We start from the raw sequence: 24,948 nt of genomic DNA, 5'->3' as shown, positions 1-24,948 counted from the left end.
AGTTTCCCTTTCATGCGCGGTTTCCCGCGAAGGTGGCATGAATATTAATGCTCATGTCATTGTGGCAGGCCGGCGCGCAGGTGCGAGCGCAGCACGCCCGGCGAGGCTCACAGTGTGAGGCGTCCCGCGTGGAGTTCCTCGAGAGTTTCCGGAATATCGTGTTCGCCTTTCACTTTTGGCGGCTCGATGGTCGCGGGGGCCATCTGTTGCTCACCGAGCCCGAAATCGGGGAGGACCCCGGTGCGCGAGGCAATTTTCGCGATCTGCTCGAGGCTCGCATTTTTCGGTAGGCCAAGGGCCATCGCTTGGCGCTCTCGCAGGGCCGCCCTCACGCGCGGGTCGTCGGCCATGTCTGTTCTGGTTCCTCGCTTGGGAGCGATCGCCGCAAAGGGGACTTCGCGGCGCGCGTACCAGCCGGCGGGGCCGTACACGATCGTGCGCAGGTCAATCGCCATCGCGCGATACGTGGCGATCATGCCGAGCGCACTCGCGCTGAACCCGGCAAACGCAAGGGCCATGATGTGCACGCTGCCCGCCCCGCCCGCATCACCGGAAGCGTTCAACACGATCAGGAACGCGAGGAGACACGTGGCCTCGATCGCCGCGAGCCCAAGGGTCGTTACCCACACGACTCCGCGTTCCCAGCGGTTCACGGCGAATCGCTCGGTGATCGTGGGGTACGTGCGCTGATCACGAACCCCTCGCTTTGACGAGGGAATGAGGTGGAAGAGCGAGAGCACGAGAGGCGGAAGCCACGCAAAGGCACTCCCCCACGCGATCACGAGAAGAACGAACGCAAGGCGCGTACCAAGAGAGAAATCAGTCGCGTTGCTCGCCTGCTTCAGATCGTCAATGTTGCTGAAAAGCTGGGCGATATCGGAGAGGAAGTAGAACGGGCTAAGGAGAGCGGCAAAAAGCACGATCTGCCACGCGCGGTAGCGAAGAATCGTCCAGAACGATTCGAGAAACATGCGCGAGTTCACTACAAGCTTGTTGCGCGGCAAGTGCCGGCGATCCTGCGCAAACATCACGCGCGTGTACTGGGCAAACTTGGGTGTGCCCACAGCCGCTTGCCGCTTTCCTTCAAGTGCGTTGTACCCCGGGAGCCCGAGAGGGTTCGCCGCGCGGGCACACCCGCCCGCGACCGGCACACTCACGATCGCTACGGCAAGCATCGAAAGATAGCCCGCGACAACGATGTAGGAGAAATCGGCGAGCATAAAACTATTGCCAGGAAGGGCCGTGAGCAGCATTGAGAGCCCGAGCACCGCGAGCTGCGGCCATAAAAGCCACTTCGCAAACGACCAACCAATCGCCCGCCGAAACAGCTGCTCCGTGAGGTACTCACGGGGGCGAAGCCTCGCGGCGGAACGCAAACCAAGTGCCGCCGCGCCGAGGCCCGCGAGCGCGCCAAAAGGCGCCGATCCCAAAGCCACGACCAGCACTTCCCACAGGGAGACCCCGAGGCCACTCAAAAGCGAGGTGACGAAGCCAGGCTCCGCAAGTGCGAAAAGAGGAAGGAACATGAACAGGGGCGTGAGCGAGCCAAGAAAAACCATGCCGAGGGTTCCCCACGACGCGGCCCCGACGAGGGCCATCCACACCCAAATCTTCCAGCGAGCCTTCGTGCGCATCACTTGCGCTGATTCGAAAAGAACCTCTTCCGGAAGATCGACCACTTGATCCCCCGTGGGCAACTTTTCCGGCTCAGGCAAGCCGAGCAGTGGAGGAAGTGGCTGCGCGGTGAGCCCAGGAGGCGTCGGACCCCCGACTCCCCCCTGTGGCGCCGCACCCGGTTGAACGACCTGCACCATCGATCCCCCTAGAACGCCCGGCGCCCCGCGAAGGCGCGGCCAAGAGTCATTTCGTCCGCATAATCAAGATCCCCGCCAACCGGCAACCCCGAGGCGAGGCGAGTGACCTCGACTCCGGAATCAGCAAGCGTGCGCGCGATGTACGTGCTCGTGGCCTCGCCCTGAACGTTCGGGTCCAACGCAAGGATGACTTCGGTGACGCCTCCCTGTGAGACGCGATCCTGAAGCTCCTGAATGCGCAGATCCGCCGGGCCAACCCCGCCGATGGGGTCGATCGCCCCACCGAGCACGTGGTAGCGGCCCCGGTACTCGCGAAGACGCTCGATCGCGAATACATCGCGCGGCTCCTCCACAACGCACAGAAGCTCACCGTTGCGGCGCTCGTCGAGGCAGATCGCGCAACGCTCTTCTTCCGCGATGTTGCCGCACACCTCGCAAAAGCGGATGCGCCTTTTCACCTCGGTGAGGGTCGAGGCCAGCCGCTCGATCGACGCGCTTTCCGCACCGAGCACGTAAAACGCGATGCGCTGCGCCGACTTGGGGCCCACCCCGGGAAGCATCCCGAGTTCGTCGATCAGATCCTGCACGATTCCCTGAAACACACCTAAACTCTATGGCACGGGTGAGACAAATAAACTCGTAAACTCGCCCCACGCCTATTCTCAACGCGAAAGCACACCATGACCATCCACACGACCCCCGGCGGAAGCGATGTTGAAAACGGCCGCGGCTACTCGACACTGACCGTGCTCGACCAGCCCTCCGTGCCTCTCGCCGCCGTCCGCGTCAACGATCTCGCGATGGACGCTCTCGGAGAATGTGCACGCGTGGTTGCCGAGGCCCTTCCCCCGGCCCTCGAACGCGAAGGGGCCGCGATCACGGGGCATCTCGTCGTCGTGTTCTACCGCGTGGGCGGCATCGATAGCGCGCACGCCAAAAGCGATGTGGCGATCGGCTTCCCGATCGAAACGCCGCTCGAGGAGGAAATCGCGGTGGTCTCCGACGCCACCTCAGCCTTCACCGACCTCGCGGCGAGCACCGTTACCCTGCCCGAGGGGCGCATCGCGGCCCTTTCCCACAACGGCCCCTACAGCACGCGCGACGACTCGTGGAGTGCCCTGCTGACAACACTGACCGACCGTGGACTCGAGCCCACGCCTCCGTTTTGGGAAGTGTCTGTCCCGGTGGGCGAGAACGATACGGTCGTGACGACCTCGCGCACCGACCTTTTCGCGCCTCTCGCACCGCTGAACTAAGAGGCTGATGATGGTGAGCGCCGGCACTCAAGAAGACCCGCTCGATTTCAGCGCATTGCGCCTCGCGCGTGCCTATCGCGACGGGGAGCTCACGCCGAGCGTCCACATTGAGCGTGTGCTTGAGCGCGCCCACGAACGAGGAGAGAAGCTCGGAGCTTTTTCGTGCTTTGCCGATGATCTCTCAAGGAGGCAGGCCGAGCGCGCCGAGGAGATGCTCCGTGCGGGAAATGGAGTCAAGGCGCCGCTTCTCGCGGGCATTCCCGTACCGATCAAGGACCTCGTCGAGGTCGAGGGTCTCCCCTTCGAGGCCGGTTCTCCAGCTCTCGCCGGGAACGTCTCGACACACACCGATGGCGTGGCTCAGGACATCATGGATGCCGGGACACTCACGATCGGGAAAACGACCACGAGCGAATTCGGCATGAGTGTGTTCAGCGAATCGCCGCTTGGGGCAGCGCGCAGCCCGTGGGATACGCGGCGCACCGCCGGTGGCTCGAGCGGCGGTGCCGGAGCAGCCGTCGCGAGCGGTATCGCGCCGCTCGCTCACGGCAACGATGCCGGCGGGAGCGTGCGGGTGCCCGCGGCCTGCAATGGCGTGCTCGGCATGGTGACCTCGCGCGGCACGGTGAGCTCCGGCCCGCATGGGCTGGATGGGCCGGGTCTTGCGCGTCACGGGATGCTCGCGCGAACGGTCGCGGATCTCGCCCTCGGCATTGATCTCATCGCCCACGCACGGCCAGGCGATGCATTCGCAGGCACGCGGTCCATACGGAGTGCCGGCTGCGGCGCAACCTCTTCAGTCGAGTCGTCGCTCGCCGCCCTCGATGCGCGAGAAGTCTCACCGCTCAGGATCGGTGTGCTCACCTCGCCCATGGTCGCCGAGGTAGAGCTCGCGGCCTCCTCTCTCGAAGCCGTCGAGCGTGCCCGCTCGCTTCTCGAAGCCCTCGGACACACGGTCGTGGAGATCCCCGCCCCCATGACGCCCGAGGATTGGCAAACGTTTATGCCCGTGTGGGCGGTGGGCGCCGCCTCGTTGCCGTTGCCCTTCGGGCCGGCCGGGAGTGCCGAGGCTCGTGTCGGCGAGGAAGCCGCGGGGGTGGGTGCGTTGACACGCTGGTTACGCAGCATTGGCGCCGGCGTGAGCGGAATCGAATACGCCGCTGCCCTCGCACGGATTCAAGAGCTGACGAGGCGCATGGCCGAGGCGTGGCAGGGCTTCGAGGCGATCCTCACGCCGATGCTGTCCGAGCCTCCCTTGCTCGCTAACCGGATTCCCTCCGATCCGCATGAGGACTTCGACTTCCAGTCGCGCTTCACGCCGTTTACGAGTGTGTGGAACATGAACGGCTTTGCCGCGATGAGTGTGCCGATTCACCGCACCGTGGTGGAGGGAGTCACGCTCCCCGTGGGCGTCCACCTCGGGGGAACGCGCCCCGGAGCCGAGGGAGTGTTGCTGAGCATCGCCGCCCAGCTCGAGGCCCTCGACCCCTGGCCCACGCTGATCACCCCCTGAGGCTCGCCAAATTCCCCGCTCGCACCGGCCCCGGCACTGCCCCGCCGCAGTTTCCAGTTCCGACCCTGGCTCTCGCGCCGTCACACTTTGCCGCTCCTACCGACTCTGGCTTCTTCGCCGTCACACTTCATGAAAAAACTACCGGCACAACCCCCAACCAGGCCCCTGACCCGCACTTTCTTCATCATCCGTAGCGGCAGAAGAGCTCAGGGCTGCTCGTCGATAACCTCGAGCACCTCGCCGCCGAGAAATTCCTCGACGATGTCGCGCCCAGGGCGACGCTGCGATCCCACGGACGAAGCGTCCTCATCATCGAGCGACGCTCCCTGGAACGGGTCGTCGTAGCCTTGCGGTTCGGCGGCGGGCGCTTCTTGCGCCGACGACGCGCTTGAGTTCTCCCCGTAGCTGCGACCACTGCCCGAGTGGCGATTGGCCTGTGCTTCATGGAGTGCCTGGCGTGCGAGTGCGGCGCCCGTGAGGCGGGGCGCACCGGCTGGCCCTAGTCCCGGGCCGCGCTTGAGCTCGCGTTTCTCGGCGGCAGGTTCGACCTTCTCCCCCGTCGCTTCGCCCAGCCCCCAGCCGTCGTCTCCCGCCGGAGCGGGCGATGCTGATCCGGACCACGCATCCGCGTGCTCCGCCTCGACCTCCGCCTGGGCTTTCTCGAGAGCAGGGTCTTTCTCGTGCCCCGCCGGCACGTTGGCCTCGGGTTCTTCCACGAGGGTCGCTGCCGGTTCGAAGCCCTCACCGAAGGCTTGCCGCATCGCGCGTTCGAGAGCCTGCTGGCCGTGCGTGCGAGGCTCACCTTCGCCGGGTTGCGCCGGAATCCGCACCGGCTCCGTCACGCCGCGCGGCATTTCACGGGCGCCTCGCGGGTTTTCCGGCGTCGCAATTTCCGAAGCGGGCGATTCGGGAGCCTTGGGTTCCGGTGCTGGCGTCCAGTCCTCTGGCGGTGCGTCTTCGTCGAATGGCGGTTCGTCGTCCACAAACGGCGGCGCATCATCGAGGGCGCCTCGCCCACCGCGAGAGTTCTCCACGCCCCGCGCGGGCGCATTCTTCGCTTCCGCTTCGTGCACCCGGCTCGGCGCCGACGTGTTGAGCGCATCGCCCCACCGCTCGCTCTGAGCCGAGCTCGACGACGCACCCGGTGCGGGCCCTCCCTGACTGGGCTGCCCACTCGGCCGCCCTCCATTCGCAGGAGCGCCGTTCGGCATCCCGCCGCTGGGCGCGCCACCGCGGGAACGGCCACCGCCGCCGGTGCTTTGGCCGCCACTCGGTGGCGCGTCACCAGAAGTAGCTTCGACCGTCACGTCCACACGCATGATGCGGCGCACAGCTTCGGCCATATTCGGCGCGTGCTGGCCTCGATAGAACGCGTTCACGAGCCCCTGGCTGCGGAAACTCAACACGAGGGTTGACCCATCAAACGAGTGAAGGCCCGCGTTTTGGGCGATGAGCGCCCAGGACGCACGCTTGAGCGTCTGAAGCGTATCCATAAGCGCCGACCAGTGCCCCTCGACATCGCTCACGCTCGCTCCCGATTTCGCCGACGCGGCCTGCGGGGTTGGCGCGCTCTGCGCGGAAGGTGCCGGTGGCGCGGTGGCGGGGGCAGGCTTGAGGGAGTCCGACGGTTGCGACGCCACGAGGTCGCCCCACGAATCGTCGTTGCTGCTCGCAGCCTCCCGCCGTGGCTGAGGCTTTTCCAGTTGCGACTGAGGCTGCGGCGACTGTGGTTGAGGCTGCGGCGATTGCGACTGGGGTTGCGCCGACTGCGATTGAGGCTGCGCCGACTGCGACTGGGGTTGCGCCGACGCGGTCTCCTCGGCTTGCGGCGATTGCGACTCTCGATCGCTGTCGCGACCCGCTGCCGCCGCCGCTTGTTCGCGTGCCACCTGCACGGCGCGCTGACGTGGCGAGAGTGTTTGCCGGGAAGCGTCGGACTGAGAAGCCCCACCCGGCGCACCACCGCGAGCCGAGCCGCCGGTGCCGCTCGCGTTCGTGTGTGCCCCGCCCATTGCGGCGCCGGAGCTTGCGGATGAGCCAAGGATGAGGCGGGCGGCGAGAAGCTCGAGGTGCAGACGCGGCGACGTGGCGCCCACCATGGAGTTGAGGGCCTCGCTCACGATCTGCGCCAAGTCCGTAAGAGTGCGCGGTTCGAAGCGCTCGGCCTGGGTGCTCAACCGGTCGAGCTGATCGAGCGGCACATCGGGAAGAAGGTCGCGGGCACGCTCCGGAGCGGCAACCAGAACGATCAAGTCGCGGAAGCGTTCGAGCAGATCCTCAACGAAACGTCGAGGCTCGTGGCCTGAACCGATCACCTCGTCAAGCACACCGAACAGGGTCGCGGCATCGTGCTCAGCGATCGCCTCAACCGCGCGATTGAGCAGCTCCACATCGGTGAATCCCAGCAGGTTGGTCGCAACCTCCAGTTCAACGCCGCGTTCATCGGAACCCGCGATCAACTGGTCGAGCACGCTCAAGGTGTCTCGGGCAGAGCCGCCGCCAGCGCGCACGGCGAGAGAGAGGACTCCATCCTCCACGGCGACGCCCTCCTGCGCACAGATCTCTTCGAGATAGGGAAGGAGCACCTGCGGCGGGATGAGGCGGAACGGATAGTGGTGTGTACGCGATCGGATCGTGCCGATCACCTTGTCCGGTTCGGTCGTCGCAAACACAAACTTGACGTGCTCGGGCGGTTCCTCGACGAGTTTCAGGAGCGCGTTGAAGCCGGCCGAGGTGACCATGTGGGCCTCGTCGATGATGAAGACCTTGAAGCGGTCGCGGACCGGAGCGAAAGCTGCACGTTCACGCAGGTCACGAGCATCGTCAACGCCACCGTGGCTCGCCGCGTCAATCTCGACGACATCGAGGCTGCCCGCCCCATCTCGCGCGAGATCGCGGCACGAATCGCACGTGCCGCACGGCGTATCGGTGGGGCCTTCAGCGCAGTTAAGACAACGGGCGAGGATGCGCGCCGAGGTGGTCTTGCCGCAGCCGCGGGGGCCGGAGAACAAATAGGCGTGCCCGATGCGGCCCGACTTCAATGCGCGCCGGATCGGCTCGGTGACGTGGTCCTGGCCGATCACTTCGGCGAAGGACTCGGGGCGATAACGACGGTAAAGAGCTGTAGCCACGACACCAGCCTAATGGAGGCGAGCACCGCGGCTCTCGTCGGGTGGCCTAGGCTTGAGGCATGACGATTGAGGAGTGGACCGCGGCATTGATCTCAGCGATCGGCATCGAATGGTGGCGAATCCCCATCGTGATCCTCTCCGCCGTGGTCATCTACCTCGTTTTCTACCTGCTCATCCACATTTTTGGGCCGCGCATTCTCACGGGCTCCACGAGCTTCGACGCGGCGGTCATCATCATGCTCGGTGCGGTCGCAGGTCGCGTCGTGATCGGGCATCCACCGACACTCGCCGCAGGTGTGATCGGGCTCGTCACCCTCGTGCTCATGGAAGTGATCTTTGGAGCGCTGAACACGGCGCTGTCACGATCGACGAAATATCCCGCGCTTGGCCTCAACAAACGCCCCGTCGTCGTCTTCGCGCACGGTAAGAAAATCGAGCACTATGCGCGGCGGGCCCGCGTCACGGACCAGGACCTCGCATTCGCGTTCCGTCGCTCCGGCATCGCCCACCGATCCCAGGTGCAGTGCGCCATCATGGAACCGAACGGCTTCATTAGCGTCATCCGCGAGGGAGAAACTATTGACCCCCTCCTCATCACGGGAGTCGTGGGCCAGGAATTTGTTCTTCCCGAAGACGATTCGCTCGACTAGCCCCCGCACACTGACGGCATAAAACGACTCCCCGCGCACCTGCCAGAGCCTTCGTACCCTTGCTGCCGTCAAGCCCTGGGGGATTCCGATGGATGACACCACACGGGGAGTCGCCCACAACGATACAGCCTCACCGGATTTTTCGCACAGTCACCGTCGGCCTCTGTGACATAGCCGAGCTTCACCGACCGACCCGACCATAATGCGGACGACGGTGGACAACCGAGGCTCCCCCTCCCCACACTGTGAAGTCTGATCTCGCCACGCGAGCGAAAAACCGAGGAAAGAACACCATGACTGAGCATTCCCACCATTTGGGCGCGGAACCGTCGGCCCCGAGCACGAGCCGGCCCGCGGGCGTGCAGTCGACCGCCCACGCTGCGCCCGAGCAGCAGCAACGAGCAAACCGAGGGGCGTTCTCCGGCAGGAGCGCCTTCATTTTCGCGGCAATCGGCTCCGCGGTGGGACTCGGCAACATTTGGCGCTTCCCCTACACCGCTTACGAGAACGGCGGCGGGGCGTTCATGATCCCCTACCTGATCGCGCTTTTGACCGCGGGCATCCCACTCCTGTTCGTGGACTACGCGATCGGACACCGCTGGCGTAGCTCCGCACCACTCGCGTGGCGTCGCATGAACCGGAAGGCCGAAGCGATCGGCTGGTGGCAAGTCATGATCTGCATCGTCATTGCGGCTTACTACGCGGCAATCCTCGCGTGGTCCGCGTGGTACTTCATCTTCAGCTTTAACAAGGCGTGGGGCGAGGATCCGGCGGCATTTTTCGGGACGTTCACGGCATCCGTCCCGGCAGAAACGACTGGCATCGGCTTCGATTTCGTGCCGAAGATTCTCATCGCGATGGTCATCGTATGGGTCGCCACCATCGCCGTTCTTGCTCTCGGCGTTCAAGGCGGGATCGCCCGCTCGAGCACGATCTTCATCCCCCTGCTCATCGCGATGTTCCTGGTGCTCGTGTTGCGCGCGGTGACGCTGCCGAACGCCGCGATGGGGCTCGATGCGCTCTTCACTCCGGACTGGAGTGCGCTCACGAATGGCTCGGTGTGGATCGCGGCGTACGGACAGATCTTCTACTCGCTGTCCGTGGCCTTCGGCATCATGCTGACCTACTCCTCCTACCTCAAAAAGAAGACCGACCTGACCGGCTCAGGCCTCGTCGTTGCCTTCTCGAACTCGGGCTTCGAGCTGCTCGCTGGTATTGGCGTCTTCGCCGCGCTCGGATTCATGGCGGCTTCCACGGGTCAGCAGGTCTCGGATGTCGCCGCAGACGGCATCGGCCTCGCGTTTATTGCGTTCCCCACGATCATCAACCAAGCGCCGCTCGGGGCGCTCATCGGGGCGCTCTTCTTTGGCTCGCTTCTGCTTGCGGGCTTCACGTCGCTCATCTCGATCCTCGAGGTCATCATCGCCGCTGTGCAGGACAAGCTGGGCCTTGGCCGCGTTGCCGGCACGCTCGCCGTGGGCATCCCCATGGCGGTCCTTTCGACCCTCGGCTTTTCCACGACGACGGGCCTGAACCTGCTCGATGTCTCCGACAAGTTCGTCAATTCGTTCGGCATCGTGGTTGCCGCTCTCGTGGGCACGCTCATCCTCGCCTACGTTGTGCGAGCAATCCCCGCCCTGCGCGACCATCTCAACATGTACGGGTCGTTCAAGGTGGGCGACTTCTGGTACGTCATGGTCTCTGTGATCGCGCCGGCCATTCTCGCCGTCACCCTCGTTCTCGATGCGAAAGAGATCGTCAACAACGGTTACGGCGGCATGCCGGACTGGTTCGTCAACACGTTCGGTTGGGGAATGGCTGCCGTGCTCGTCGCGTTCTCAATTGTCATGAGCGCGGTCCCCTGGCCCCAAAAGTCGAACGCGGGCAAGCTCGATTCCGACGGCGACCCGATTGCCGAGAGCATCGTGCGCGGCAAGCCCCTCGAGGTTCCCACGCCCGAAACCCAGTTCCCGCAAGAGCTGCGCGCCGACGATGACCCCGCGCGCGCAGGCCTCTTCTCGCGCCTGTTCACGAAGGGAGACACACGATGAATGCCTCTGCGATTGCTCTGCTGGTCGTCTCGATGCTCATGCTGTGGGGCGGGCTTGGCGCCGCGATCATTAACCTCGTTCGCCACCCCGACCTTTCAGCCGAAGACGACTAAGCCGTGTGACCTTCGCCCCGTCCGCACCGAGCGATTCCGGCCCGCACATGCGCCGCACGGAGCTTTTTGGGTACACTGGAGCGCGTTGCCTTGCGCACGCGAGTTTTTCGCGGCCGGCAGCCAATGGAGGATTCGCCTAGCGGCCTATGGCGCACGCCTGGAACGCGTGTTGGGTTCACGCCCTCAGGGGTTCAAATCCCCTATCCTCCGCGGATTGAACGGGCACCGCCTCAGCCTTCACGGTTGGGCCGGTGCCCGTTTTTCGCGCTGGGGCTCTCGCAGTTCCACCAGAACCGGTACGTAAACTCGGTGCGCACACCTTTCAATCACGACGAAGCGACGACCGGCGCCTGGAGTCCCGCATGTGGCACATTACCCCGCTCGACAAGATTCAACAGTGCACCGCCCAGAGCGCAGAGGCGTGCTCGCAGGAGCCGCCCGAACACCACTTCCCCACGAAGATTGCTGCAAGCCTCTATCTCGATGAGTTGCGCTCCGAGAGTGTCATCGACCACATTTCGGGTTTCCACATTCGTGAGCTGAGGCGTGTGCGGCCGAGGAGCGGGGCCCCCGATCGCTTCCTTCGGTCCCTCAAAGATGACCTCGACGAGAAATTTGAGGGGAGCGAGCCGGGCGAAATTAAAGGTGTAAACATGGTGACCACGGCGACGAGTCGGGTTTTACCGGTTTCGTATGGGATCTTTCGTAACGTAAGGAGCGACGGAAGCGGTACGTGGAAGCTCGTGTTCGCCGATCGCGCGGATAAGCACGTTAGGCATCGGTTTTCGACCAAAGATTCCGGTGAAGGGGATCCACGCGTGACGGGCAAAATCGACGAAGCCGTTGAGGCTTTCCGCGACCTGATTTACAAGGAATACGGAAGTGCAACGTGGGAGTTCCGCCCCGAAAGTACGCAAGAGTTCGATCGGGCCATTGCCGCCGACATGGCCGCCATCCTTTCGTGCGTGTACTACGTCGAAGAGTACCTCTCTCCGTTAACCTCCGGCAGCGACCGCCTGTACATCGGGAGCGCGAGTTACCTCTTCAATCACCTGATTCAGTCCGACGGTTCCCTTGCAGGGCAGGTTCCCTACTTTTCCGGATTCGACGCGCGGGACATTAGCCGTCTCTTCCGCTGCTCGCCCGCCGTGCGCGATCGGTATGCGCGTATCGACATCACCGTGGCCGAGGAACCCGATGCGTACCTGCGCAGGGAGATTGGCGACCGAGCCCCCGCGTGGGCGCTTCGGAACGCTCAGGGGCGCTGGCTGTACGACGAAATCGAGAACGGCGAGAGCATCACGCACGCTCTCGCCTCCCCCGACGATGCCTTCGCGAAGGTCATGGAACACTTTGAGAGGCTCGAGAACGCGCAGGGGTTTGCCACTTCCGGGGACACGGTTCAGCGCAGTCAGTACCGACGTGCAGCCACGAGACGAGCGGAGTGGGCACGAGATTTCATGCGCAACGCCGATGCATTTGCACTCGCACATGATGTGGCACGTGCACAGGCCGCGAAGAACGCGCAACGCTAAATGGGGGGGCTGGCGTAGCCGGGAAGCTAGGCCCGGCGGCATCAGCTTTTGATGTGGAGTCCGACGGTTGCCTGGCTACCGTCGGAATCGCAAACCCGAGGTGCTTCGCTCCCCCGCCGGGGATTTCACCCCGTTTGCCCGGATCGCGAGGAAACTCTCTGGCGCCTAAGCCTCAAGCTCCGCCTCCTGTAAACGGACTATCCCACGAAGCTCCCCTCGGGAACGATGTCAGCGTCGAACACGAAGCGGACACCCTTCGATGCTCCATACGTAGCACTCCAGGACACCCGGCTAATCGAGAGAAATCGACCCACGGTTAAATCGAGGCGCGAGGGAGCACAACGATGCATCTTCCTTGCTCGACCGCGCTCTCGTGACACACAACACTCACGATTTTAGGTTGCCCTAACTTCGTTGTTAGTGCATCCTGGATTTCTCGCGTCATAGGACGCGAGAGACGGATCGACATCCGACGTGCACGGATGCACGCCTGCTCGGCACGTCTTCACTCCAGCATCAAAGGGATAACGTGAACCTTCGAAAGTCAGCACGCGCTGCCGTCGTTGCCTTCGCTGCCATGGCGCTCGCACTCACAGGCTGCTCAGGCCAAACCGCAAGCCAAGACGACGGCAAGAAACTCTCCGTGTACGCGACGACGGGCTACCTCGCCGATGCCGTCGCGAACATCGCCCCAGACGCCGAGATCACGACGATGGTGGGTCCCGGAGGGGATCCCCACACCTACCAGCCCTCCACCCAAGACATCGAAAAAATGCGAAGCGCCGACCTCGTTTTCTGGAACGGCTTGAACCTCGAGGCCCACATGACCTCTCAGCTCGAAAGCTTCGGCGATCGTCAACTCGCTGTCGGATCGAAGATCCCCGAGAAGCTTCTCCTGCCGTGGCCAGAAAAGGACGACAAAGGGCGCCCGCTCCATGACCCGCACATCTGGAACAGCCCTGAAGCATGGCTCATCGCCGTTGACTCGGTTGCCGACAAGATCGCCGAGGCCGACCCCAAAAACGAAAAAACCTATCGCGCGAACGCCGAGAAATACAAGGAAAAAATTCGCGCAGCAGTGAGTGAGGCCGACGCAAAACTCGCAAAGATCGATGCGCCCCGCATCCTCGTGACGGGGCACGACGCCTTCAACTATTTCGGAAAGCATTTCGATCTCGAGGTTCACGCGACCGATTTCATCTCGACGGAAGCCAAGCGGAGCGCAAAGGAAATCGACGAGCTTGCAACCCTCATCGCCTCGAAGAAAGTTCCCACGATCTTCCTCGACAACCAGGCCAACCCGCAGGCCATCAAGAGTCTCCAAGAAGCCGTGCACGCGAAAGGGTGGGACGTCAAGATCTCGGATGCCGAGCTGTACGCGGATTCCCTTGGAGCGGAACCCGGGGTCGACACGTACCTGGGAGCTTTCACCCACAACGTTGACGCTGTCGCGGAGGCGCTTGCGAAGTGACGGCGCAACCCCCTGCTAAGAGTGTCGCCGCGCCCGCGTGTCGCGTCACCGACATGACAGTCGCCTACCGCGAAAATATCGTCCTCAAAGGTGTCACGCTCGAGGTGGCACGCGGCGCCTGCATGGCAATCGTCGGGCCCAACGGGGCGGGAAAATCCACTCTGCTCAAAGCCATGCTTGGGCTCGTTCCACCCCTCACGGGCACGGCCGAGTTTTTCGGACAAAGCCTCCGCGTGGCGCGTTCGCGAGTGGGGTACATGCCGCAATCTCTGAGCGTCGATTGGGACTTTCCCGCGACCACGCTCACCGTTGTGACAATGGGGACCTACGGCACTCTCGGGTGGTTTCGCCAGCCGGGGCGCCGCGAGCGTGAGCGTGCGCTCGCGGCGCTTCGCCAGGTCGGCCTCGAGGATCTGAGCACACGCCACATTAATGAGCTCTCGGGTGGTCAGCGCCAACGCGTCTTTCTCGCCCGCGCCCTCGTACAAGAGCCAGACCTCCTCATCCTCGACGAAGCATTTCAAGGGGTCGATGCGCGAAGCGAGCGTGCAATCTTTGATGTTCTTGCCGACTTCCGCTCGAAAGGGCGCACCGTTGTGCTCGTTCATCACAATCTTGCGACTGTTCGGGAGTTTTGCTCTGACGTTGCGATTCTCAATACTGAACTCATCGCGTCGGGCCCCGTGGAACGCACCCTCACAGACGTAGCTATTCGGCGCGCGTATGACCTCGATGGATGTCTCTCGCGCGCCCTCGTCTCTCGCGAAGAAGGTCACTCGTGAGCATCGTCGATTTTCTTTCGGTCTACACCTACCGCAGCGTCCTTGTGGGGACGAGCCTCATCGGGGCTATCGCTGGGGCGCTCGGCTGCTTCGCCTATGTGCGCCACCAGTCGCTTGCGAGCGACGTCATCTCGCATTCAGCCCTCCCCGGGGTTCTCCTCGCCTTCCTTTTTTCAACGCTTGGTCCGGGCGCCTTCATACATTCGCCACTTCTACTCGTCATAGGAGCGGCGGTCACCGGAACGGCAGCGCATCTCGTCGCGAACATCGTTGCGTCTCGCACACCGCTCACGATCGATGCCGCGATGGCCACGACGCTCTCGCTCTTTTTCGGAACCGGTATGCTGCTCCTTCAGTTCATCAGTAAAAGTTCCCTCCCCGGTAAGGGTGGGATCGGTGTGTTTCTTTTCGGTAACGCCTCAACGCTCACGAAAGCCGACATCACCTCGAGCGCGGTAGTCGGCGGGTGCGCAATCCTCGTGACGCTCGCCCTGTGGAAAGAGTTTTCGCTGCGCGCGTTCGATCCGGAGTTTTGCACGGTACTCGGACTGAACGGCAAGGCGATCGATGCGGCCATGTTCGCCATGCTCGCGATCGCCACGGTCGCGGGGGTAAAAGCCGTCGGGCTCGTGCTCATGGTGGCTTTCGTTGTGACCCCTCCGGCGGTCGCACGCCAGTGGACGCGCGAGCTTTCCTCCATGACACTTTGCTCCGCTCTCGTTGGTGCGGGCGCAAGCAGCCTCGGCGCCTATGCATCTGTCGCGCTCGGGGAACTGCCGAGCGGACCCGTGACCGTTCTCGTGCTCGTCGGGGCTCTCGTCGTGTCACTCTTGTGCGCCCCTCGACGTGGAATCCTTGCGCGCATGGTCGCGTCTTCGACGACGCGCCGCACTTTTCGATCGTCGCCCGGGCAAGGGAGGAAACGGTGAACTTCATCCTTGGTACGTGTGCCCTAGCTGTCACGACGGCACTCGCTACTGCCCTTCCCGGAGTTTTCGTCGTACTTCGCAAGAGTTCGATGATGGTCGATGGTATGAGCCATGCGGTTCTTCCAGGAGTCGTGATCGGCTATGCGCTGACGCACTCTCTTACCTCTCCCCTGCTCATCGTCGGCGCCGCAGGCGCGGGGCTCCTCGTCGTGCTCGGAAGCGAAGCACTCTCACGCACGCGTTTGCTCGCGGGAGATGCGTCGCAGGGCCTTGTGTTTCCCGCTCTTTTCAGCGCCGGCGTTCTTCTCATCTCGATCGATTTCGGCAATGTCCACCTTGACGAGCACGCGGTTCTAGTGGGCGATGTCAATCTCGCCGCGTGGACCCCTCTCACTATCGGCGGCATCGACGTTGGACCGCAATACCTCTACGTCATGCTCGCGGTTCTCGCCCTTAACATCGGCGTAATCGCCGCGTTGTTCCCACGATTGACCGTCACGACCTACGATCCAGCATTCGCCCAATCAATCGGCGTGCGCACGGGAGCCATCAATGTGGTCTTCATGTTTCTCACATCGCTCACCGTGACGGCCGCTTTCCACGCAGCTGGAGCCGTCCTCGTGCTTGCCCTCGTCGTGGTTCCCGCGGCGACCGCGAGGCTGTGGTGCAGAAGCATTCGAGAAATGATCATCGGAAGCGCTCTCGTCGCAACGCTCGGCACACTTGTGGGTTTTTGGCTCGCCTACGTTCTCGGCGCGGCGACGAGTGCGGGCATGGCAGTGGTCTATGGCCTCATCTTTTTCTGCGTACTCGCCGTCCGAAAGGCGCTTTCTCGGGGTCGCCCTCCTATTCGAGAACAGTGACCCACACAGCGTCGGTCGCAGTCTTGCCGAGCGTCGCTATCCCCTTCACGCCGTCGACCTCAAGGTCGAGCGTCTCGGAGAAAGGCTCCGATTCGCGCGCACGCACGATCGACCCAAAGGTGAGCCCTTTCCCCGCGAGGAACTGCAAAAGCGCTGGATCAGCATCCGACACTCGCTCCACCCGTGCCGACTCCCCAGCCGCAAGTTTTGTGAGCTGGAACGCGGGGATCGTTTCAAGTTTTCCGTCGGGCCCTGGAATCGGATCACCGTGCGGGTCTCGCGTGGGGTGCGCCAGAGCGGCGTCGATTCTCTCCACCATGAGGTCGGAAACCGCATGCTCAAGCACTTCTGCTTCGGCATGCACCTCCTCCCACCCGTAGCCAAGCTTTTCAACAAGGAAGGTCTCGATGAGTCTATGTCGGCGCACCATAGCGAGGGCGAGGCAGCGTCCTTCTTCCGTGAGCGTGATTGCCCCGTAAGGTGAATGCTCCACGAGCGCCTGTGCGGCCAGTTTCTTAATGGTCTCTGATGCCGTTGCCGGTCGAACTCCCACGCGCGCGGCAATCTTCGAGGTCGTCACGGGTTCGTTCGACCATTCGCCTAGAACCCACACAGCCTTGAGGTAATCCTGCACGCTACCGGAGAGCTTCTCTACTGACACGCCACCACAGTAGCAACACAGCACTCTCATGAGCGGCTCACGGCTGAGCCGATCAAAGGCTATTCAGCCGTGCGGCACCAGTTGAGGCCGCGTGCCGTGAGGCGCGAAAGATGCTCCTCCATGGTCGCGAGCTCGCGAGCGTTGCCGGCCGAGCCGGACCACAGCTGCTGCGCAACGGAACACCCGCGCGGCCACAGCAGGTATTCGGCCTTCGCCCAATCGTGCACGTATTCGCTCCACAGCTGGAACTGTGCGCCGAGCAAGGCCCCCTCACCCTCGCCACCCACGGCATCGAGGAGGTCGCTGAGGCCCGCGACCTTGCTGAGCGGGAGGTTCCCACCGATCGTGAGCGGATGATCCTCGCCCGCATGCTGGCGGTAGTCGAAATAGGTGAATTCGGTCGGGGCGGCGATCGCATCGTGACCCGCGCGCAGTGCCTCTTCGACCGCCTCGGACTTTCGCCACACCATGACGGTCGTTCCCTGCGGGACGCCACCCTCAAGAACTTCGTCCCACGCGATCACGCGGCGGTCCATGTCGAGAACGTGAGTACAAATTTCATTCTCGAACCAGGCCTGCGCCTCGGCGGGGGTCGTAGCGCCAATGCGCTCCATTGTTGCGCGCGAAGCCTCATGTTCGACCCATTCCTTGCCCGGGCATTCGTCGCCACCGACGTGGATCGGCGAGCCCGGGAAAAGGGTGGCGACATCCGTGAGCACGGCGCGGCAGAACTCGACGGCTTCGTCAGTGAGAGCGAGGACGTGCTCGGAGATGCCCCAGCACGTGCGCGGATGCTCGATCGGCACGCAGCCGAGCTCGGGGTAGGCAGCGACGACCGATTCCATGTGACCGGGCATGTCGATCTCGGGGACCACCTGGATGCCGAGCATCCCCGCGCGTTCCACCAGAGCGGTGATCTCCTCGCGCGTGTAGTAACCGCCGCATTCGATGCCGTCATGCTCGGCAACATCGTCGCAGTCGTTTTCGTCGGGAGGCGGCTGATGCCCCGCGAGGGTCCCGGGGCGCGTGGATCCCTTCTCGATGAGCTTCGGGAAGCCCTCGATGGGGATTCGCCAACCCTGGTCGTCGGTGAGGTGGAGATGCACAACGTTGAGCTTGTGCATCGCCATCATCTCGAGGTGCCTGTAGAGGCCCTCGAGCGGAAGGAAGTTGCGGGCCACGTCGATGTGGGAGCCACGCCAGTGGTAGCGCGGGGCATCCTCGATCTCGACACACGGCACCACCAACGACGTGGGTTCCATGGGTCCGGCCGAATAAATCGCTGGAGGCAGAAGCTGAAGCAGGGTCTGCACCGCCCATCCGGCACCTCGCTCGTCGGCGCTTTCGATGCGGATGCCCTCGGTGCTCACACGCATGCGGTAAGCCTCTTCGCCGAGCGAGGGATCGTGGGCAAACTCGATGCCTCCAGAACCTTCGCTCACGCGCACGCCCGCGGCACGACCAAGGCGCTCGGCAAGGTACGCCGCGGCGTTCCCACCACCCGCGATCGGGAGGGGCGAAGGAAGGGCAAACTCGCCGCCCATTTCGCGCACGGTGGTCGGTTCGGGGATGAGTGTTCTCATGTCAGCTTCTCCGGTGTCCACGAGGTGATCAGGTCGTGTTCAAGCGTATCGACCGCCGCTGAGCCAATTCCGCGCGCAGCCTCGCCAATCGTCACGACAAAGGCGCCCGCGGCGACCGCGGCACGGGCACCCGTGGGCGAGTCCTCAAAGATGACGCAGTCGCGTGGATCGACGCCGAGACGCCTTGCAGCTTCGACGTAGAGGTCGGGGGCCGGCTTCGGGTTCATGCCCTCATTGACACCGAGAGCAGCTTTGAAACGGTCTTGCCAGCCAACCGCATGCACGCACTGCTCGACGATGGCCTGAGGTGAGTTGGAGCCGATCGCGATGGGCATGACCCGCGCAAGACGCGACGTTAGTGCATCGGCGCCGGGCATGGGCTCGAGGTCGGTTCGAAGCCGCTCGCGGATCGAGGCCTCGATCCGAGCGCACACCTCCGCCATCCGGTCCTCGCGCGCGCCCTCGAACCCGAATTCGTCGAGGTAGTCATTGGCGACATCCTCGACGGTGCCGCCGCGATCATCGTGGCCGCGGAAAACCCCACCGGCCTCGCGCCAGAGAGCCGCGGCCGCCTCGTGCCACGCTTTTTCGGAATCAAAAAGCGTGTCGTCCATGTCGAAAATGACGCCGGCAACCTTGCCCGGAAGTGCCTCCACCACGGTCGCTTTCACCACTCGAAGGCGAGGTTGCGCGTGGGGCCCACCTGCTCGATGTCGCGGAGCACCCCCACGTTTTCGGAGTCGTAGCTGCCCTGGCTCACGCCCATGGCATCGAGGAGATCCCACATGACCTGCTCGCTATGGAGCACGTCGCGCGAGGTGAGAACAGCGGGCAGGGGCGCGCCGAAGCGGTGCGTGATGAGGAAGCTACGGCGCACTTCCACTTCATCCTCACCGTGGCCGCCTTCGGGTTTGTGGCCGTGGTCGGTCGTGACGGCCACGAGCCAGTCCTCGCCGAGCTGCTCGTGGCGCTCAGCCACGGCTTTGACGAGGTGGCGTGTGAGTTCATCGACGTGGCGGATCGCGTCTCGATACTGTTCCGACTCGGCACCGTGCGCGTGGCCCGCACCGTCGACGCCCTCGAAATACACGACGGCCGCATCGGGACCTTCGTGGAGAAGCTTCCACGTCGCCCAGTGCGCAACGTCATCGTCTGCGCTGTCCAGACCGTCGTTGAGGTCGGGGTGGAACGTCTGGTGCTGGCCGGTGCGCTGTTGGTCCATGCGGTGCTGAAGAAGCGGCCCAAGCCCGTGAGGGGCGCAAAATGCCTCCCACGTAGCCGCAGCGAGCGTGCGTGCGGCAGGGTTCGCAAAGTACACGCGCGAGAGGATGTCGGGATGGCGCGCGAGGTCATGCCCCACGAACTCGTTCCACCACACGTTGCATTCCTCGTGAGTGGAACCCGTGAGGATCGACGACCACCCCGGCGCGGAATCCGTGGGCGGGGTCATCCACATGGGCGTGATGCGCCCGCCCGAGTGGTCGTCGCCGCGCGCGAGGCGCGCGAGCGTGGGCGCGAGGTTCTTCGGGGCCTCATCAAGGGGAAGGGTGCGGTCGAGCGGGGGGTCGTGGGGTCCGACGGCAGGCTCACCCGCATCGTTCACGGCACGGAATCGGGGATCCGCGTCATGATCGGGCTTCGCGAAGTGCGGATCGGCCGCCACGAATTCGGGAAGGGCCACATCGGCCCTCACACCATCGAGGCAAATAAGCAGGAGTTTCATGCGTGTGCCACCCTCAAGGTCACAATCTGGAATTCGTGCATCGATACTTCGTAGAGCGAGGAATCCTCGCTGCATGCTGTGAGGCCTGGCGCGGCCTCAGGTGTGTCGGTTTCGCGGAGGTTCGTTGCATGAACCTCGCGTGGTGCGGTGGCGAAGCGCACGTGGGCTTTGCCCGTGCGTCCCTCGGCTTCGTGCAGGCGCACGATGAGGTCCCCCGAGCCATCGTCGGCGGGCTTCACGGCGTCAATGAAGGCGAGCGTGTCGCCCTCGTGGAGGTCGATGCTTGCGACGGGGGAGACTTCGAAACCGGGCGTTGCTTCGCGAAGCGGCTGCGTGAGACGAAGCCCGGCCGCATGTGCTTCTTCGAGGCCCGCGTCGCACACAAGGCTGTAGCGAAGCGTATGTTCACCGAGATCGACCTCGGGATCGGGCGCCGTAGCGGAGCGCAAGAGCGTGTAGCCGAACGCCACGCCGCCGCGCCTCTCATTGCCGGGTGCATCGAGTACGCGCACGTCATGACCGTAGGTCTGCGAGTTCGCGAATGCGACCGCGTAGCCGGGCTCCTCGAGGAGCGCCCAGCGGTGACCGCTCACCTCGAACTGCGCCTCCTGCCACGACGTGTTCTTCGCAATTGCACGATCGATATGCCCGAACTGGATCTCCGAACGATCCGTGCGGGCATTGAGCGCAAGCGGGAAGCCCACGCGGAGAACGCGATGCTTCTCGCGCCAATCGACGTGCACCTCGAAATCGACCGCGCGCGAATCGGCCTCGAGAGTGATCCGCTGCGTGAACGTAGAATCACCGTGCGCGCGGCGCACCTCGACGCATGACGTGCAAGGCGTGTCGCGTACGACCTTCACCTCGAGTGCCTCGCTCAGCACGGTCTCGCTTCGCTTGTACTGGTGCTGGAGCTCCCACGCATCGAAGCAGCTCGGGAAGTCCGGGTGGATACTGAGCGCGTTCGCCTTCGCTTCCGGAGCAAGCAACTCCCGGCCGCCTACCTCGAGGTCGCGAAGGGACGACACGAGACCGTTTGCGTCAATCACAACCTCCACGAGGCCGTTGTTGAGCACGGTGCCACCTTCGCGCTTTTCACACGTCACGGGGTTCTCCGGCTCCACCTCAACCGAGGAGAGAGGTGCAGCGGAAAATGGAGCAACCTCGATGAGGGAGCAACCGTCGGAATGCTCCCACACCTCGCGGCGAACCACGGGCGAGGGATTGAGAACGGTGGGTTCGGAGCCCGCGAGCCCCGCGGCCTGACCGTGGCCGCCCTCGCGCACCTCGACCTGACTCTTGTGCTCACCTGCGAGGGAGGTGAAGAGCGAGTCGATGAGGCGTTCGATGTCGGTGCGCAGCGCCTCGTACTCGGCGCGTGCCTCACGGTTGACCCAGTGGATCGACGAGCCGGGCAGAATGTCGTGGAACTGGAGAAGGAGGGCGCGCTGCCACAGCTCTTCGACCTCGTCGAGCGGGTAGTCGATTCCGCGCTCGGTCGCGAGGGCTCCGAGCCATTCGAGAACGGCGAGCTTCGCTTCAACTTCGCGATTGCCGCGCTTGAGCTCGGCGCTCGACGTGTACACGCCGCGATGGAACTCGAGGTACATTTCGCCACTCCACACGGGAGCGTTCGGGTACTCTTCGCGCGCCTTGTCGAAGAAGCCGTCGGGCGAATCGAACTCGAGGCGCGGCGCCCCTTCCATATCGGCGAAACGCCGTGCGCGCTCGACCATCTCCGCGACGGGACCGCCGCCACCATCGCCGTAGCCGTATGGGAGGAGTGAACGCTTCGCGCGCCCCTTCTCCTTGAAGTTGCGTCCGGCCTTGTAGACCTCTTCGGGACTCACGATCGAGTCGTAGCAGTCCACGGGCGGGAAGTGCGTGAAGATGCGGGTGCCGTCGATCCCCTCCCACCAGAAGGTGTGGTGCGGGAGCGTGTTCGTTTGGCTCCAGTTGAGCTTCTGCGTGAAGAACGTGGTCATGCCACTCAATCTCGCAATCTGCGGGAGAGCGCCCGTGTACCCGAAGGAGTCGGGAAGCCACGTGCACGTGGGGGCAACTCCGAGCTCGCGCTCCATCCAGTTAAGCCCCACGGTGAACTGTCGAACGAGGGCTTCGCCACCGGGGAGGTTGGTGTCGGATTCGACCCACATTCCGCCCGCCGGGTGCCATTGACCCTTCGCGATCGAGTCCTTCACGCGTTCGAACAGCGCCGGTGCGCCGCTCTTGAGCCATGCGTAGTGTTGCGCCGACGTGCACGCAAAGGTGAATTCTGGGTAGTCCTCGGCAAGGGCAAGGACGTTCGAGAAGGTGCGTGCGACCTTGCGGCGCGTTTCACGCAAGGGCCACAGCCACGCGGAATCGATATGCGCGTGTCCCACGGCGCTCATCACCTGGGCGGAGGCTCCGGCACCACTCGCGATCACGGGCGCGAGGTGGGCGCGGGCGGCGTCGGCACCCTCGTGGATACCCTCGGCATCGACGATGTCGGCCGCCTCTTCGAGCGTGCGCAGGAGGGTCGCGCGAAGAGTCGAGTCTTTGGGCTGCTCTTTGAGGGTGCCCCAGAGCACCTCGATGTCGAGCCACAGGTGCCACACGCTCTCGTTGCGCACCACGAGGTCAGCACCACCGAACGTCCACACGGGTTTATCGGGGCGAGTCGAGAGATCCCCGAGATCGGTGGGGTTGTTCATGTAGTCACCCATGTTGGGATTGGCGCCGGACTCGATGAAGAGGTCCACATTCCCGTTCTCGTCGAGAAGACTCTCGCCCGCCTTCGCGATCGTTTCGGGAAGGCCCTTGCCCGTGAGTGGGATGAGGCGATTCATGGGGTTGACGCCCTTGAGCGGCGTGCCCGAGGTGGTGTAGGCGAGGCCTTCAGACTGATTGCCAGCCCAATCCCCCTCGAAGCCGAGGTCCACGCGCAGCTGCACGCGCTCAGATTTCGCCTCGGCGGGAACCGTGCCCGAAAGCTTGAACCACCACGTGCTCCACGCCGGCCCCCAGCGATCCCCCGAGGCAATCGGGGTATAGCTCGCGCCCGCTGCCGTTGCAAAGTCAACGGGCTCACCCGGCGCCTTCCACGCGGTGACGTGAACGGGCGCGAGAACCCTGAAGAGCTCCTTGCCCAGCCTCTCGTGGAGACGCTCGATGCGGTCCTCCACAAGCGTTGAATCGTCAAACATTCCACCCTCCAGAACATCGCCCTCGTTTCACGGCCAGCACCATAGCTAAACCGCGCACGCAGCGAGCCTATCAGCCACAAAAACACCTCGTGTAACTAAACGCACACCTAATGACCTTTTACCCCTGGGAAGAAACCACGCTTTCGATGAGGCACGACCGGGCATCTCACGCACCGACCCAGAAAAACCCCCATGACAGGGGAAAACACGCCGGAGGCCTAGCTCGAAGACAGTGCACTCTTCGGTCGGCGCAAACCGCATCGATAAAAGTTTACTTACGTCATCATTTTCCATTTACTTGACGTTAACCGCACGGGTATTGACTGGCACGGCAACGCGGCCGTACAGGAATCATCCACGGCGCATCCCACCGAGGCTTACTTGGAGTTTTCAATGAATATTTCCCGTCGTTCATTCCTCGGAGCCAGCGCGCTCACGCTTGGCCCACTGGCTCTCGTCGGTTGCTCGACAAGCAACTCCGGGTCAAGCGCCGGCGACAGCAACGAGTTCATCCTGTGGATGTGGCCCGAGGGCTACGGTGACGACGTTCTCAAGGCCGTCAAAGAACAGTTCCCCGACATCAACTTCCGCCAAAATGTCATCGGTGGCGACTTCAAGCAGAAGCTCACGACGACCTTCAGTGCCGGCTCCGGCCTTCCCGACATCACCGGCGTCAAGGGCGAGGACATCGCCTTCTTCCTCTCGAAGACCGACTACTTCGAGGATCTCAACGAGCTCGGCGCGAAAGACATCAAGGGCGACTACCTCGACTGGAAGTGGCAGCAGGCCACCTCGAAAGACGGCAAACAGGTCGGTATCCCGATCGACATCGGCCCCACCGCCCTCTTCTACCGCTTCGATGTGTTTGAAGAGGCGGGCCTTCCCTCCGATCCCACGGAGCTCGAGAACGCGATCCGCTCGTGGGATGAGTACTTCGAACTCGGCAAGGAACTCATTGCGAAGAAGCCCGGTACCTTCCTCATTCGCAACACGGCCAGCGTGTTCGGCACGGCTTGGCGTCAGGCCGGTAAGGGCTTCATCGACGAAAACGGCGCGTTCATCGGCGACCAGGAGCACATCCGTGCCGCGTGGGATCTCGCGGTCAAGGCCAACGCTGCCGGCATCAACGGCGCGCTCGCCGCACAGACCACCGACTCAGCGGCAGCAGTGAGCGAGGGACGCCTTCCGGCCGACTTCGGAGCTTCATGGCATCTCGCCGATCTCATGTCGGACGCTCCCGAGACCTCCGGCAAGTGGCACGTGTGCAAGCACCCGGGTGAGGCCGTGAACAAGGGCGGTTCGTTCCTGACAATCCCGAAGGGCGCCAAGGATCCGAAGAAATCGTTCGAGGTCCTCTCCTTCATTCTCAACGCGAAGAACCAGGCACTCGAGTACAAGCACAGCGGAAACTTCCCCGCAGCCACCGAGGCTCACGCCATGCCTGAAGTTGACGGTGAGGTCGAATTCCTCGGTGGTCAGAAGGCCGCGGAGGTCTTCAGCGCTGCCGCCGAAACCGTGCGCCCGCTCTACGAGGATCCGAACTCGGAAGCAGTGAACGCCCCCTTCTCCGCGGAACTCGAGCAGGTGGAATCGACAAAGAAGGACCCCGAAAAGGCGTGGAGCGATGCAGTCACGGCTGCCAAGCGCATCGCCGAACAGGCCGGCATCAAGGTGAAGTAACAGAT

19 protein-coding genes, 1 tRNA gene and 1 other RNA gene are annotated in these 24,948 nt (G+C 63.6%); 12 read left to right on the top strand and 9 right to left on the bottom strand.

The features are described 5' to 3' along the window. Positions 1 to 107 precede the first annotated feature (107 nt). A complete protein-coding gene (locus DAD186_RS01170; RefSeq protein ID WP_157457061.1) occupies positions 108 to 1,715 on the bottom strand; it encodes a hypothetical protein in 1,608 nt (535 codons plus the stop codon). Positions 1,716 to 1,822: 107 nt separating this feature from the next. Then, a complete protein-coding gene (gene recR, locus DAD186_RS01165) occupies positions 1,823 to 2,416 on the bottom strand; it encodes a recombination mediator RecR (RefSeq protein WP_065247156.1) in 594 nt (197 codons plus the stop codon). A gap of 78 nt (positions 2,417 to 2,494) precedes the next feature. Here recR and DAD186_RS01160 point away from each other — a divergent pair, with 78 nt between their 5' ends. Both DAD186_RS01160 and DAD186_RS01155 read left to right on the top strand, forming a co-directional pair. Next, positions 2,495 to 3,070: a GyrI-like domain-containing protein gene (locus DAD186_RS01160; protein WP_065247155.1), complete on the top strand. Its 576-nt coding sequence runs from the start codon at positions 2,495 to 2,497 to the stop codon at positions 3,068 to 3,070. 7 nt (positions 3,071 to 3,077) lie between these two features. Beyond that, positions 3,078 to 4,583: an amidase gene (locus DAD186_RS01155; protein ID WP_065247154.1), complete on the top strand. Its 1,506-nt coding sequence runs from the start codon at positions 3,078 to 3,080 to the stop codon at positions 4,581 to 4,583. Positions 4,584 to 4,789: 206 nt separating this feature from the next. Here DAD186_RS01155 and DAD186_RS01150 read toward each other — a convergent pair whose 3' ends face one another. Further along, positions 4,790 to 7,714 (bottom strand): DNA polymerase III subunit gamma and tau, encoded by a 2,925-nt coding sequence (locus tag DAD186_RS01150; protein ID WP_065247153.1) that lies wholly within the window; start codon positions 7,712 to 7,714, stop codon positions 4,790 to 4,792. Positions 7,715 to 7,773: 59 nt separating this feature from the next. Between DAD186_RS01150 and DAD186_RS01145 the strand changes: the two genes are divergently transcribed. After that, entirely contained in the window at positions 7,774 to 8,364 is a 591-nt protein-coding gene (locus DAD186_RS01145) for a DUF421 domain-containing protein (protein WP_065247152.1), read from the top strand. 19 nt (positions 8,365 to 8,383) lie between these two features. On the opposite strand, the gene ffs is transcribed toward DAD186_RS01145, so the two are convergent. Continuing rightward, positions 8,384 to 8,479: signal recognition particle sRNA small type (gene ffs, locus DAD186_RS01140), an RNA gene on the bottom strand. 178 nt (positions 8,480 to 8,657) lie between these two features. On the opposite strand from ffs, the gene DAD186_RS01135 reads away from it, so the two are divergent. The 8 genes from DAD186_RS01135 (at position 8,658) to DAD186_RS01100 (ending at position 16,108) form a co-directional block, all read left to right on the top strand. Then, on the top strand, positions 8,658 to 10,415 hold the full coding sequence (locus DAD186_RS01135) for a sodium-dependent transporter (RefSeq protein WP_065247151.1): 1,758 nt from the start codon (positions 8,658 to 8,660) through the stop codon (positions 10,413 to 10,415). Further along, a complete protein-coding gene (locus DAD186_RS01130; protein WP_065247150.1) occupies positions 10,412 to 10,528 on the top strand; it encodes a methionine/alanine import family NSS transporter small subunit in 117 nt (38 codons plus the stop codon). The genes DAD186_RS01135 and DAD186_RS01130 overlap by 4 nt, the downstream gene beginning before the upstream one ends. A gap of 125 nt (positions 10,529 to 10,653) precedes the next feature. Then, positions 10,654 to 10,738 (top strand) — tRNA-Ser (locus DAD186_RS01125). Positions 10,739 to 10,890: 152 nt separating this feature from the next. Next, a complete protein-coding gene (locus tag DAD186_RS01120; RefSeq protein ID WP_065247149.1) occupies positions 10,891 to 12,063 on the top strand; it encodes a hypothetical protein in 1,173 nt (390 codons plus the stop codon). Positions 12,064 to 12,592: 529 nt separating this feature from the next. Then, a complete protein-coding gene (locus DAD186_RS01115) occupies positions 12,593 to 13,534 on the top strand; it encodes a metal ABC transporter substrate-binding protein (RefSeq protein ID WP_157457060.1) in 942 nt (313 codons plus the stop codon). A gap of 53 nt (positions 13,535 to 13,587) precedes the next feature. Continuing rightward, positions 13,588 to 14,316: a metal ABC transporter ATP-binding protein gene (locus tag DAD186_RS01110; protein WP_065248655.1), complete on the top strand. Its 729-nt coding sequence runs from the start codon at positions 13,588 to 13,590 to the stop codon at positions 14,314 to 14,316. Beyond that, complete coding sequence (locus tag DAD186_RS01105; RefSeq protein WP_065247148.1) at positions 14,313 to 15,245, top strand: metal ABC transporter permease; 933 nt, start codon at positions 14,313 to 14,315, stop codon at positions 15,243 to 15,245. Before DAD186_RS01110 ends, DAD186_RS01105 begins: the two co-directional genes overlap by 4 nt. Continuing rightward, on the top strand, positions 15,242 to 16,108 hold the full coding sequence (locus tag DAD186_RS01100; protein WP_065247147.1) for a metal ABC transporter permease: 867 nt from the start codon (positions 15,242 to 15,244) through the stop codon (positions 16,106 to 16,108). Before DAD186_RS01105 ends, DAD186_RS01100 begins: the two co-directional genes overlap by 4 nt. Here the strand turns inward: DAD186_RS01100 and DAD186_RS01095 are convergent. Genes DAD186_RS01095 through DAD186_RS01075 form a run of 5 tightly spaced genes read right to left on the bottom strand, consistent with a single transcriptional unit; the run spans position 16,092 to position 23,263 of the window. Beyond that, positions 16,092 to 16,769, bottom strand: coding sequence for a metal-dependent transcriptional regulator (locus tag DAD186_RS01095; RefSeq protein ID WP_065247146.1), 678 nt, complete (start codon positions 16,767 to 16,769; stop codon positions 16,092 to 16,094). The two genes, DAD186_RS01100 and DAD186_RS01095, sit on opposite strands and share 17 nt — an antisense overlap. A gap of 59 nt (positions 16,770 to 16,828) precedes the next feature. After that, the gene (locus DAD186_RS01090) at positions 16,829 to 18,352 is read right to left on the bottom strand and encodes a beta-N-acetylhexosaminidase (RefSeq protein ID WP_082991013.1); all 1,524 of its coding nucleotides are present in this window, start codon (positions 18,350 to 18,352) and stop codon (positions 16,829 to 16,831) included. Next, entirely contained in the window at positions 18,349 to 19,023 is a 675-nt protein-coding gene (locus tag DAD186_RS01085; protein ID WP_157457059.1) for an HAD family hydrolase, read from the bottom strand. The genes DAD186_RS01090 and DAD186_RS01085 overlap by 4 nt, the downstream gene beginning before the upstream one ends. Further along, a complete protein-coding gene (locus DAD186_RS01080) occupies positions 19,020 to 20,075 on the bottom strand; it encodes an alkaline phosphatase family protein (RefSeq protein ID WP_065247144.1) in 1,056 nt (351 codons plus the stop codon). The genes DAD186_RS01085 and DAD186_RS01080 overlap by 4 nt, the downstream gene beginning before the upstream one ends. Then, on the bottom strand, positions 20,072 to 23,263 hold the full coding sequence (locus DAD186_RS01075) for an alpha-mannosidase (protein WP_065247143.1): 3,192 nt from the start codon (positions 23,261 to 23,263) through the stop codon (positions 20,072 to 20,074). Before DAD186_RS01075 ends, DAD186_RS01080 begins: the two co-directional genes overlap by 4 nt. Positions 23,264 to 23,656: 393 nt before the next feature. On the opposite strand from DAD186_RS01075, the gene DAD186_RS01070 reads away from it, so the two are divergent. Then, positions 23,657 to 24,943, top strand: coding sequence for an ABC transporter substrate-binding protein (locus DAD186_RS01070; protein WP_065247142.1), 1,287 nt, complete (start codon positions 23,657 to 23,659; stop codon positions 24,941 to 24,943). The last annotated feature ends 5 nt before the right edge of the window (positions 24,944 to 24,948 follow it).

The sequence above is a fragment of the Dermabacter vaginalis genome (genome assembly GCF_001678905.1).
Lineage (GTDB): Bacteria > Actinomycetota > Actinomycetes > Actinomycetales > Dermabacteraceae > Dermabacter > Dermabacter vaginalis.
Note: the sequence above shows the minus strand (reverse complement) of the source record. Positions and strands in the feature narration are given on the sequence as shown.